Below are 14,162 nucleotides of genomic sequence, written 5' to 3'. Positions count from 1 at the left end.
ACGGTGTGGGTGGGTACTTGGCAGGGAGGGTTAAGCAGGTATGATGTGAAAGAAGGGAAAATCAAGACCTATACCATTGACGACGGGCTGCCTTCGATGAGTATTCAGTCCATCATTGCAGATGAGAAAAACCAATCCCTCTGGCTCAGCACTTTCGAAGGATTGAGCCGATTTGATATCACAACAGAAAAATTTTATAATTATTCAACTGATGAAGGCATTCAGGGCCAACAATTTGCCGATGGGTCCTATTTGAAAACCGGCGATGGTGAATTTCTTTTCGGAGGTTCCAACGGGTTTACGGTTTTCGAACCGGAGAACCTCAGTAATGACTCCAAACCCCCAGTTGTTTTCCTTACGGATTTTAAATTGTTCAATAAGTCCGTAATTCCAGGAGAAAATTCAATTCTCAGCAAACCCATCCATGAAGCTGGGTCAATCACGTTGGCGCATGACCAAAACAACATTTCGCTTGATTTCGTGGCCCTTCACTTTAGCAATCCATCAAGAAACAGGTTTGCCTACAAACTTGAGAATTTCGATACGGATTGGCGGGAAATCACTTCGTTGCAGAGTGCATTTTACCCCAATCTCCCACCCGGGGAATACCTATTCAAGGTTAAGGCTGCCAACAACAACGGAGTCTGGAATGAGGAAGGAGCAACCTTAAAGATTTTGGTCAGAAAGCCATGGTGGAGTACCAATTGGGCATATACGTTTTATGGTGTACTCCTTATAGTGGGTATTTTTGGAGCGGATCGCTATTTCAGATATCGTGTAGTACAAAAAGAACGTGAACGGTCCCAAGCCAAAGAATTAGAGCATGCCCGTGAAATTGAAAAAGCGTATTCCGAACTCAAATCCACTCAAGCACAACTCGTCCAACAGGAAAAACTCGCCTCGCTCGGTCAGCTCACTGCAGGTATTGCCCACGAGATCAAGAATCCCCTGAATTTTGTGAATAATTTTTCGGAAGTCTCAATCGAGCTGGTAGATGAAGCAATTGAGGAGAGAAGTAAGAGTCAAGAAGCAAGAGACGAGACTTTGGTGGACGAGATTCTAATTGACATTAAGTCCAACATTCAAAAAGTTCATGAACATGGATCGCGCGCCAATAGCATTGTGAGTTCCATGCTTCAACATTCCCGTGGGGGATCCGGCAAAAAAGACCCAACCGATCTTAATGCTTTGATCAAAGAATATGTTAATCTAAGTTTTCACGGCATGCGAGCCAATAAGAATCCAATCGACGTGGATATCCAGCTGGAGTTAGAACCTTCTTTAGAACCAGTTTCCCTTATCAAAGAGGACTTTACACGAGTAGTAATCAACCTCTGCAACAATGCCTTTGATGCGATGAGGGGAAAGGTTTATCAGACGGAAGACAGAAGACGGAAGACGGAAGATGGGGATTCAGGAAACATTCAATACGCTCCAAAATTGAAGGTGACAACTAGTTTGGAGAAAGGACAAGTTCGAATAGCTATCCAAGACAACGGCCCCGGCATAACAGACGACATCAAAGACAAAATCCTACAGCCCTTCTTCACTACTAAGAAAGGAACGGAAGGAACGGGGCTGGGGCTAAGTATTACGGATGATATTGTGAAGGCACATGGGGGAGAATTAATTTTAGATTCGGAATTAGGTGAAGGAAGTACATTTTCCATTTTTATTCCGCTTGAAAAATGAAAAGTATTAGAAAGAATTTTTGTCGGATTTGGAAGATTGGGATTTTAACTCCTGCTGTTTTATTGTTTGGAGAAATCGCCTGTGGCCAAAATTTACCACCGAAGTCTTCAGATGAAAGAACGATCGACAGCCTTTATCTATTGGGGAGAAACTACTTTTTCAATGATTTGGATTCGGCTGTCTTTTATATTGAAAAGTCCTTTCATCTATCTAAAGAAATCAACTTTACCTATGGAATAGCACGTGCTACCCAAAGTTTTGGAGAAATCAAAAGAATCCGGGGGGATTTGGTAGGGTCGGTTGAGGATCAATTGGAAGCCTTACGCATCTTTAAGGAAATAGGTGACAGGGATGGAGAATGCATGGGCTATGCTGTATTGGGATTTACCTATGCAGAGGGCAGGGACGGGGCGACAGCCCTCAGGTTTTTGAAAGAGGCAAAGGAAATTTATGTTAAAGATTTATCGGATCTGGACTCCCTACCATTGACAGTTCCCAGTTTTTTATTTTCCAATCTGGGTTTCGCTTATTTCATATTAGGTGAACTGGATTCAGCCCAAAAATATCAGGATTTAGCTTTTACTTTGATTAATAATACACAGGAGCCTAAGCCTGTCAAGAATATTATTTTTAGAAGGCTTTCCAATATTGAGTTTGAAAAAGGAAATTATGGGACCTCTATCAACTATTTGAAGATGGCCATAGAAAACAACATTCTTGTTGGTAATACAAACCATTGGGACATGCCCATCAGCTACGCAGGAATTGCCAGGTCCTACTTAAAAATGGAATACCTGGATTCTGCCTTACACTATTCCTACCGCGCACTCTCAGGTTCTAAAAAAGTAGATAGAAATTTGGGCTTTTTGGAAGCTACTGAACTATTAGCCGAAATCTATAAAAGAGAAGGAAACAAGGACAGCGCCTACCACTATCTAGAAGTCAGCTCGGGACTTAAAGACGAACTCTTTGGTGTGGAAAAATTGAATAAACTCACATTACTACTTACAGAACAACTTGAACAACAACAACAGAGTCAGCAACAGGAAAGTGAAAGGAGATTAAGTCTTGAAAAAGCTCGATTTAGGTTGTGGATTTTGGTGGCCGTTTTGTCTGTAATGGTGTTGTCTATTTTATTGTTTTTTTTCAATCGAACCAGAAAAGCAGCATTGAAATCAAAGAGCAAAATTGAAAAAGCTTATGATCAGTTAAAATCCACACAAGCCCAACTTATCCAATCGGAAAAAATGGCTTCACTCGGTCAGCTAACTGCAGGCATCGCCCATGAGATACAGAATCCGCTGAATTTTGTGAATAATTTTTCGGAGGTCAGTGCGGAGCTGGTTGAGGAGATTGAAGAAGAAAGAGCCAAGAGCCGAGAAACGAGAGACGAGACTTTGGTCAGTGAAATCCTTGGGGATATCAAGCAGAATCTGAAAAAGATCAACCACCACGGCAAGCGGGCAGATGCGATTGTGAAGGGGATGTTGGAGCATAGCAGAACCGGCTCGGGGGAGAAGGAACTGACGGACATCAATAGTCTAGCAAGCGAGTATTTGAATCTTGCCTACCAAAGCTACAAATCCAAAAATGAAGGGGTCGATATAAAGCTTATCACAGACCTTGATCAATCACTTCCCAAAATTGAATTGGTCCGAGCCGATATCGGCAAGGTATTGTTGAATATTCTCAACAATGCCTTCTATGCTGTCACTTCGAAATTCGATATTCATCATTCATCATTCGAAATTCAAGAACTTCCAAAAGTCACCATTAAAACCAAAAACCTCGGAAATACACCCGATAGCTATCGGGTCCAGATCTCCATTTCCGACAACGGCCCCGGCATCCCCGACGCCATCAAAGACAAAATCTTCCAGCCATTCTTTACGACCAAGCCGACAGGACAAGGAACAGGATTGGGATTATCCTTATCTTATGATATTGTGAAGGCGCATGGGGGGGAATTAAAGGTGGAGACTGAAGAAGGAGATGGAAGTGAGTTTATTATTCAATTACCCATAACATAACCTAATTGATAATATGAAACATCTGATCAAATACACTTTAGGTATTTTCTGGTTCCTGATAGTTTTAACTTTTCAGTCATTTGGCCAGCGAATTGAATTTATCAGCGTAACGCCTCCCGAGGGTGGAAATTTCACCTTTGTGACAGGTATAACCCAAGATGTTAATGGTTTTATGTGGTATGCCACCAAAAAGGGATTGTACAGTTACGATGGCAAAAATGTCACATCCTACAAAAACAATCCATTAAATCCGAATTCGATAATGGGCAATTTTTTGGAATCGGTTTATGCTGATCATGATGGCACCATCTGGGTTGGCAGTTTGGGAAAAGGCCTGGATCATTTCGACCCGGAATCCGGAATCTTTAGCCATTTTACACACGATCCGAACGATCCGGAAAGTTTAAGCAGCGATACTGTTACCGTAATTTTGAGAGATAAGCAGGGAACACTTTGGGTTGGCACTCACGGTGGCCTGGATCAATATGACCCTAATACAAACAAATTTAATCATTACCGATACTCGGCAGATGATACAACTTCTATCAGCAATAACCAAGTACGCAGTATGTATGAGGACAGCGAAGGAACGCTTTGGATTGGCACCGGTAGTCCTTATGCTGATAATGGTGGAGGACCCGATGAGGGAGGTTTAAATCGGTTCAACAGGGAAACCGGCAATTTTACCCGGTATATGCACGATCCAAATAACAGCAACAGCCTGTTAAACAATAAAATAAGCGCAATTTTTGAAGATAAACAAGGGGATTTCTGGATTGGAACTGCCAAATTGGGATTACACAAAATGAACCGCAATGACGGTACTTTTGAACGGTTGATTTACGATCCGGCATATCCTGAAAAGTTAAGCAGCCCGCCCATTACAATTGCAGCCCCTGATTATGAACATATTACTTTTATCAACCAGGATGCAGCCGGTAGTTACTGGTTCGGAACTGTGGATGCGGGACTTTTTTACTTCAATGCTGACATTGGAAAAATGGTAAACTATATAAGAACTGCGGGTTCAACAGAAGGTTTTAATGACCTCGGTGCTTGGATCTCCTATTCCTCCCGCGATGGCATTCTGTGGATTGGCTCAACGCAGGGAAATATCTACCACATCGATCCTATGCACAAGGAAATCCCGCACACATTGATTTCATCAGCGAATGTCAACAGTTTTTATGAAGAGCCCGACGGTACATTTTGGATGGGCACAAACCAGGGTATCATTCGTATTAAAAATGGTATAGAAAAACGATATTTAATTGATCCGAATCCTGCAAATGCAGATGCAAATCTTGTGTATTCCATCAGATCCGATAGACAGGGCAATATCTGGTTTGGCAGCACAGGTGGGTTAAATTTATGGGATAGAAAAAATGAAAAATTTATCAGGTATATCAACGAACCCAACAACAGCAATAGCCTTTCAAACAACAATGTGACCTGGGTATATGAAGACAAAGAAGGAAATTTCTGGGTTGGAACATTCCAGGGATTGAACCTGATGGACCGTAAAACGGGCAGGTTTACCCATTACTTTAAAAATCCGGCTAATACCGAACCCTTTGGAGAAAATTTAATTACTGATTTATTAGAGGATAAAGATGGCAGGTTGTGGGTAGGTGCATGGGGTACCGGTGGGATAAGTTCGTTTGACCGTGAAAATAAAACATTTAAAAATTATCTGATGGGTACCGGTATTGTGAGTATTTACCAAGATACCGACGGCGTTTTGTGGACAGGTGGCAATGATGGCTTTTACCGATACAACGCCGACATCGATAATTTTATTCGTTATACCGACTCAGGTTCACCATCAGGTTTAACAGAAACAACAAGTATTGTTGAAGATGACCGGAAAAATTTATGGCTGGGTACATCATCGGGCATCGTAAAAATCAATGCCCAGCGAAACGAAAGCACCCTCTTTGGTAAAAATTCCGGTATTGATAATTCTTTGACCCTTAATTCGGGTTTCAAAAGGAGTAATGGGGAAATTTATTTTGGTGATGCAGCCGGTTATTTTTCATTTTCACCGGTTGAGTTAACCCGGAATTTAAGGGCACCTGAAGTTTCCATTACAAGTTTTCGCCTTTCCGATCAGAAGGTAACGCCCGGCGAAGGGAGCCTGCTCAAAGAAAGCCTTTCCCTCGTGAAGGAAATTCAGTTAAAATATAACCAGAATGTTTTTTCCTTTGACATCAGTGTAATTGATTATGCAAAACCTGAACAAAACCAGATGATCTATTACCTCGAAAACTATGACATAAGCTGGCTTCAGGCTTCAGGCCGTACGGTTTACTACTTTAATGTGCCACCGGGAAAATATATCTTTCGTGTTAAAGGTGCAAACAGTTATGGCGTTTGGACTGAGAAGAAAATAGATATCATCATTCTGCCCCCGTGGTGGGGTACTTGGTGGGCTTATGGTATTTATGTATTGTTGTTTGGCGCTGCAATTTTCGGAATTGATCGCTTTCAGAGGAATCGGTTGCTTAAAGCCGAAAGGGAGAAAAACCGTGAAAAGGAATTAATTCATGCCAAAGAAATTGAAAAAGCATATACCGATCTAAAAACGACCCAAACCCAACTGATCCAATCCGAAAAAATGGCTTCGCTCGGCGAGCTCACCGCCGGCATCGCCCATGAAATACAGAACCCCTTGAATTTTGTGAATAATTTTTCGGAGGTAAGTGCGGAGTTGGTTGAAGAGATTCGAGAGGCGAGAAGCGAGAGACGAGATGCAAGAGCCAAGAACCAAGAATCAAGACTGGAGTCCGAAAAGGAGGAATTAGAGGATGAGATTCTGGAGGATATCAAGCAGAACTTGGAAAAAATAAATCACCACGGGAAGCGGGCGGATGCGATAGTGAAAGGGATGTTGGAGCATAGCAGAGCAAGTTCAGGGGAGAAAGTGCTTACAGATATCAATGCTTTGGCGGATGAATACTTGCGATTGTCTTACCATGGCATGAGAGCAAAGGATAAGTCTTTCAACGCAGACTTTGAGACCCACTTTGATCTGGATCTTCCAAAAATCAATGTGGTGCCTCAGGATATCGGAAGGGTGCTGCTGAATGTTATCAATAATGCCTTTCAGGCCGTAGGGACAGGGCATGCCCTGTCCCTACGGCCTCTCGTCACCGTCTCTACCAAAAACCTCGGAAACGCAATCGAGATTTCAGTAATAGACAACGGCCCGGGCATTCCCTCCTCTATCAAAGACAAAATTTTTCAGCCTTTCTTCACTACCAAACCCACCGGGCAGGGAACGGGATTGGGATTATCCTTATCTTATGATATCATAAAGGCTCATGGAGGGGAATTGAAGGTGGAGACAATAGAAGGAAAGGGTTCCACATTTACTATTTCATTGAATTCAAATTAAGCAATCATAAACAAATGGAAATAAAGCGACTCGTTCACCCCAATGCAATACTGCTGATCTTGCTTTCGATAGTGGTAGTTTCCTGCAACAAACATACCGATATCCCATTTCCTGAAAACGCTTCCGGTTTTGAAATCCCAAAAGCCATTCCTTTTCGGATGCCGGAAGGAAAACCTATCAATTGGAAAGTTTATCCAGAGGACAGTATTCCCAAAGCAGTAAAGATTGGTTTTGATATCGATAAGTTGCCTTCAAAACCATTTTCAGCAAATGAATTCAAACCGCTGAAAACCCCCATCACCACTACTACATTTGATTGGGATAAGCTTGAATCCATTCCTTTTCAACTGGACTCCATCAATAATTTTCCTTTAAAAGTCAAAAAATTTATCCTTCCGGAGCCCATTGTGACCCTTGCTTCTGTGCCATCCGTGTGGACAGGAGGAACTTCAGCCATTGTAAAATTGGGTCAATCAGAAGGGTTGTTGGGAAATAAGGTCTTGTCCATCATACAGGATGATTTTGGAAGTGTTTGGATCGGAACAGAGCGGGGTCTAACCAAATATGATGGCAATAAATTTTTGACCTATAATTTCTTTGGTAAAGCTCCTAATGGGAATACAGAAATCATTCCGGACATGGAACTTGACAATCAGGGTAGGTTGGTGATTTCCGGCCTGGAATCAGGAATTTACCGCTTGGATATGACTTTGGGACTTGTGGAACATTTTATTTTTGAAAAGGGCTTTATCAGAATCGCATTCGATCAATCAGGCCTCCTTTGGGGGGCGAATACAGGTGTCTACATCCTTGACCTGGATAAAAAGCTCATTTCTGAAGTAGACCTTCAAATGGAGGAAACTGGCTTAAATACGGCCTTTGGAGTCAAAGAAGACAGTCAGGGAAATATTTGGATAGGATTTGGCCAAAAAATTGGAATTATTGAATCCGAAAGGAAGAGTATACGCCTGATGGGAGATGACGAGGACTTGATGGTAAGGACAGCCTATGACTTTACTGAAGACAAGTCCGGAAATGTCTGGATCACCGCTTTTTCAGAGGGGTCATTTTCTGTTTCGGTCGAAAACAGTGCCATCAGGAATTTTGGAAAAGCACAAGGATATTTTGGAATAACTACAGATGTATTTGAGGATATTTATGACAGACTTTGGTTTATTTCAAATGATACGCTTACCATCTATGATGGCAGGAATTCCATAATGAAAAAGGTCCATTCCGGTTCGGCCATTAGAGCCGGAGGATATCCTTCTTCCTCAATGAAAGGAAAGGATGAGCTGATTTGGATCGGAACAGATAAGGATGGTGTGCTATTGGTAGATCCAAAAGGAATGCTAGCCGACAATTTTTCCATTCAGAATGGATTGGAAAGCAATGATGTTTGGGGAATACTGGAAGACTCAAAAGGAAGAATCTGGATGGGCACATACCTTGGGATCAATATCTATGACCCTGTAAATGAGAGACTATTTCTCTTTAAATTTCCTGAAGCATTAGGGACCAATAACTTCCGAAAAATAAAACCAATTGGAGAAGATGTCTTTTTGGTCGGACTCTTAAGAGGATTTGCAATTGTAGATGTTAAAGCCAATTCCATCACTTTTTACAACACTTTTGATAAAGGTATTGCAAATGTGGTCTTTAGTGCGATTAAATCTACAGATGGCAAATTTTGGATGGGAACCGCAAATGGATTGCTCGTTTTTGATCCATCCAAAAACTTATTTCAAAAGTTGGACAAATCCAATGGCTTAGTGTCCAATACCTCCTTTGTGGTACTTATTGACTTAAATGGAAAGATATGGATTTGTTCTGATTCCGGGATTAATATCATTGACCCAAAAAATAACACCAATGTAACTTTACAAAAGAAGGAGGGATTGTTGAGTGATTATAATTCTATGGTTTTTAGATCCGAAACAGGGGAGATTATCATCGGTGGAGACTTGGGGATTTCGATTTTTGACATCAATCAAACTACCATTACCCATATTACCGCCCAAAACGGTTTGTATCCACCGGCATTGTATGATCTCAATGAATTTGAAGGCAGGATCCATATCGGTTCGGAAAACGGAATTGTTGTGGTTGACAGGCCAACAGAAGATAAACCCGATCAATTATGGCGGTTTTCCAACTTTGACAAATCAGCAGGAATCCCCTATAACGATTACAATCAGGCAACTTCCTTTGTGACCAAATCAGGTCAGGTATGGTGGGGTGCCGCACCGATATTGACCGTCAACCACCAAAATCCCTTCATAGACAGCATTGCTCCTGTGGTGGTAATCCAAGGGATGAATATCATGGACCAAAATCCGGTTTTTTTGAAACAAAAACTGATTGAAAACCAATTGGCTCCGGAAGACACTCTTTGGACAAGTGATTTTAGCAAAAGTTTTGTAAAGGGGAATTTTCCTTTGGATTCAGGTTACCTATCAAATAACAAAATCCTTTGGGACAGTATCAGCCCCGGGTTTCAGATGCCCATAGGGCTAAAACTTCCCCACCATCAAAACTCCTTTAATTTTACTTTTGCCAACCAATCAGTTTTGGGGAGGCATAAAATTGTGTATAGATATATACTGGAAGGAGCGGATAAATCATGGTCTGAGGTAAGCCCAAAAAATAGTTCAAAAATCTACTACAACCTGATTCCTGGAGATTATACCTTCAAAGTAGCTACCTGTGGCTTCAATGGAATCTGGAGTGAGCCGGATTATATTCAATTTAGCATTTTACCGCCATGGTGGCGGACATGGTGGGCTTACCTAAGTTTTGGCCTGATCGCAGGAGGATTGGTCTTTGTGGTAGTACAGGAAAGGTCCAAATACCTGAAAAGAGAAAATAGATCACTTGAAGAAAAAGTTTCTATCAGGACTGAACAATTAAAAAAATCACTTGATGATCTCAAATCCACTCAATCCCAATTGATACAGTCTGAGAAAATGGCCTCATTGGGAGAACTCACCGCGGGGATTGCACATGAGATACAGAATCCCTTGAATTTTGTGAATAATTTTTCTGAGGTCAGTATAGAACTTGCTGATGAACTGAAAGAGGAGCTATCAAAAATTAATCTTGATTCAGGACAAAAAAAGGAATTGGAGGAGATTGCTGATGATATTATTCAAAACCAACAAAAGATTCACCACCACGGCAAGAGGGCAGATGCCATTGTCAAGGGAATGTTGGCCCATAGCCGGAACAGTTCCAGCCAAAAGGAAAAAACCGATCTCAACGCCTTGGCAGATGAGTTTCTAAGGCTATCCTACCACGGGCTACGGGCAAAGGACAAGAGTTTCAATGCTGAATTCAAAACAGACTTGGATCCTGACCTTCCCAAAATGGATGTTGTCTCACAAGATATCGGTAGGGTTTTGTTAAATCTGATCAACAATGCTTTTTTCGCGGTCAATGAAAGAAAGAAAATGGGAGAAGATGGATATAACCCCATGGTTTCATTGAGTACAAAAAGACTTGATGGAAAAGTTTTGATTTCAGTCCGGGACAACGGCCCCGGCATCCCCGATGCCATCAAAGACAAAATCTTCCAGCCTTTTTTTACTACCAAGCCGACAGGGCAGGGAACGGGATTGGGATTGAGTTTAAGCTATGATATTGTAAAGGCGCATGGAGGGGAGATCAGGGTTGAAAGCCAGGAAGGTCTTGGCACTGAGTTTATTATCCAGCTTCCTATTGATTAAATCATGCTTTCCAGACGACGATTTGCACTTACGGGAGAAGACTAAAAAAATCGGGCTTGCATTTAAAATTTCTCCTATTTATATTATGCTTCTGATTGTTTAATTACCTCACCATAACCTCTATATCTTCATGAGAAAAGTCTTTTTAGGATTGGCTTTATTCGCCCTCACCTTTTATTGCCATGCCCAGTCAACTGAAATAGAACAATTAAGAAAGCAAATTCAGGAACACACCCAACAGGATACTGCCAGGGTAAATCTCCTGATCAAAATATGTTTTAGTATTCCGCCAATTCCAATCGAGGAAGTTGAAAAAAATGCTACCGAGGCGCTTTCACTTTCCCGCAAATTAAAGTATGCCGAAGGGGAGGGTTTTGCTCTGGCATTAAAATCAAGGGTAAACTTGATAAACAGAAACATGGAAACCGCATTTGCCCAGTTGAACCAGGCTGATTCCATCGCCAAAAAAACCAATAATTTATTAATGCAATACAGAGTTAATTTTTTCTTCATTTCCTATTATTATAGCATCAACGATTACAGGCAAGCACTTTCTTATGCCCTCCAAGCAGAAGAAATCGCTCTGCAATTGGGAAATTTAGAATTGATAGAAACATCACAGCGTTCAATTGCCAATGGTTACAGGATTTTGGGAGATTATGCTCAGGCTTTGGATTACAGTATCAAATCACTTAAAAATGCAGAAGAACTGAATAGCCAGACCCGCTTGTATACTGCATGGTTTGCCCTGGCATCAACATATACCTTGATAGGCGATTATGAAAAATCAAATGACTATCTGCAAAAGCTGACCGGTCTTCACAAACAGCTTGAATATGGAAATTCAGAGTTAAGGGGTCTTTATATTTTACTGGGTGAAAACTACCGACTGGATAAAAAATATCCTGAAGCAATTGCGGAATACAATCTGGCCCTGAATCATGCATTAACTGCGAGCGACAGTTTGATCCCCCTAAGTAATCTGGCTGATGTGTATGTAAGCATGGATAGTTTGCCCTTGGCATTTCAATACGGATATAAATCCATTGAAAAGGCCAAAAAATCGGGAGATGATTCAGTTGATGCCTGGATATTCGGCATTTTGGCACGTGCCCATGTGAAACAAAACAGTCCCGATAGTGCGCTCTTTTATGCAGAACAAGGGTATACACTTGGTATCCAAACAGGATATATGGAGGATATGCGGGACAATGCAAGGGTATTGGCTGACGCTTATGCGCTCAAAAATGATTTTAGAAATGCCTATGATTATTATAAAACATATATCAGCTACCGGGATAGTATGACGTCGGCGGAGGTGAAAAACAAAGCCACAGTGTTGGAGTACAATTTTGAAATGGAGAAAAAAGAAGATGAGATTGCACTGCTAAGCGAACAGAAAAAATCACAGCAAAACTTCCTGATAAGTGCCTTAATTGTGTTGGGGCTGATCCTGATTACCGTTTTCCTCTTGCTCCGCAATAACCGTCTTAAACAAAAAGCCAACCTATTGCTTCAGCAACAAAAACAGGAAATCGACGAAAAGGCAAATGAGCTTGCCCTAAAAGCCAACGAACTTTCTGCAGTTAACAGGGTAACCAATGCGCTCGCTTCTTATGGGTCTCTGGATGAAATCATTCATCTCGTAGGAGATCAGATGAAAGAGCTGTTTAAAGCAAATATTGTGTACTTGGCCCTTCTTGATAAGAAAACCAATACCATCAACTTCCCTTACCAACATGGGGATGATATGCCTCCCCAAAATCTGGGAGAAGGACTTACTTCAAAAATATTAAGTAGCGGAAAAGCCCTTCTTATCAATAAAGATTTCGAGGAAATGACCACAAAATTGGGAGCAAGTCGATTAGGAATTCCTTCAGCATCTTATTTGGGAGTGCCAATTTTTCGGGGAAAGGAAGCCATTGGGGTATTGAGTGTGCAAAGTACCGAAACGGAAAACCGATTTAATGAAGGAGATTCCAACCTGCTTTCTACCATTGCCTCTTCGGTTGGAGTTGCGATCAACAAAGCCCAGCTTTTTGAAGAAGTGGTGGCTGCCAAAAAATCTGCGGAACAGGCCAATGAGGCCAAAAGCGCCTTCCTTTCTACAGTCAGTCACGAACTCAGGACACCCCTTACTTCGGTATTGGGTTTTGCCAAGATCATTCAGAAAAGGCTGGAGGAAAAAATATTTCCCTTGGTCGATCGAAAAGATCCCAAAACAGAAAAGACAATCAACCAGGTTTCAGAAAATCTCAAGGTAGTCATTTCGGAAGGAGAGCGGCTTACCACACTGATCAATGATGTGCTGGATTTGGCAAAAATCGAGGCCGGAAAGATGGATTGGAGCCAGGAAGACGTGGCTATGCCCGAAGTGGTGGAACGTGCAATTTCAGCAACCACTTCTCTATTTGAGCAGAAAAATTTAAAACTGATCCGGGACATCAACCCAAATATCCCAATGATCACCGGAGATACCAACAAGCTTATTCAGGTGGTCATCAACCTGATTTCCAATGCGGTCAAGTTTACAGACAAAGGCTCCGTCACTTGCAGGATAAAACAAGTTGGAAATGAAATTATCACCAGTATCCAAGATACCGGAATGGGGATTGCCAAAGAAGACTTTGGGGCCGTTTTTGAGCAGTTTAAGCAAATCGGAGGGGATACACTTACCGATAAACCAAAAGGCACGGGTTTGGGACTCCCCATTTGCAAGGAAATTGTCGAACACTCCGGTGGCCGGATCTGGCTGGAAAGCGAAGTTGGAAAAGGGACTACATTTTCTTTTGCTATTCCTTTTGTAGAAAAAGAAAAACCCTCCACTTCAGCTGGACCGATTCACCTCAATGACCTGGTCAAACAGTTGAAGGAAAAGATGTCTTTTTCAAAACTTAAAGAAGTAGGTGCAAATGCCCAGATTTTGATCGTAGATGATGAGGAGTCCATCAGATCTCTTTTGCGTCAGGAGCTAACAGAAGCGGGTTACTTGACCTCTGAGGCCAGCAATGGAAAAGAAGCCATAGAATCGATTAGGGAGCATCGTCCTGACCTTATCATTTTGGATATTATGATGCCCGAAATCAACGGTTTTGATGTTGCCGCTATTTTGAAAAATGATCCCCAAACAATGGACATTCCAATCATCATCTTGTCAATTGTACAGGACAGGGCCCGGGGTTTCCGCATCGGTGTAGATCGCTATCTGACCAAACCGATTGATACTGCCCAGTTATTTGAGGATATCAGTGCACTACTGGAACAGGGCAAATCCAAAAGAAAAGTAATGGTAGTAGATGAGGATAGTGCAGCCATCCG

5 protein-coding genes are annotated in these 14,162 nt (G+C 41.8%); all 5 read left to right on the top strand.

Going from position 1 to position 14,162, the window contains the following annotated elements; translation table 11 throughout:
* Positions 1-1,692 (top strand): ATP-binding protein (locus ACEW8O_RS11625; RefSeq protein WP_373494798.1); only part of this gene is annotated, 1,692 nt, incomplete at its 5' end.
* Positions 1,689-3,722 carry an ATP-binding protein gene (locus tag ACEW8O_RS11620; RefSeq protein WP_373494797.1) on the top strand — a complete coding sequence of 678 codons (2,034 nt, stop codon included), beginning with the start codon at positions 1,689-1,691 and terminating at the stop codon, positions 3,720-3,722. The genes ACEW8O_RS11625 and ACEW8O_RS11620, both read left to right, overlap by 4 nt.
* Before the next feature lie 13 nt (positions 3,723-3,735).
* Positions 3,736-7,119, top strand: coding sequence for a two-component regulator propeller domain-containing protein (locus ACEW8O_RS11615; protein WP_373494796.1), 3,384 nt, complete (start codon positions 3,736-3,738; stop codon positions 7,117-7,119).
* A gap of 14 nt (positions 7,120-7,133) precedes the next feature.
* Complete coding sequence (locus ACEW8O_RS11610; RefSeq protein ID WP_373494795.1) at positions 7,134-10,844, top strand: ATP-binding protein; 3,711 nt, start codon at positions 7,134-7,136, stop codon at positions 10,842-10,844.
* Between the two features lie 130 nt (positions 10,845-10,974).
* Positions 10,975-14,162 (top strand): ATP-binding protein (locus ACEW8O_RS11605; RefSeq protein WP_373494794.1); only part of this gene is annotated, 3,188 nt, incomplete at its 3' end.

Origin of the sequence: Aquiflexum sp., assembly GCF_041749095.1 — a bacterium.
GTDB lineage: Bacteria > Bacteroidota > Bacteroidia > Cytophagales > Cyclobacteriaceae > Aquiflexum.
Note: the sequence above shows the minus strand (reverse complement) of the source record. Positions and strands in the feature narration are given on the sequence as shown.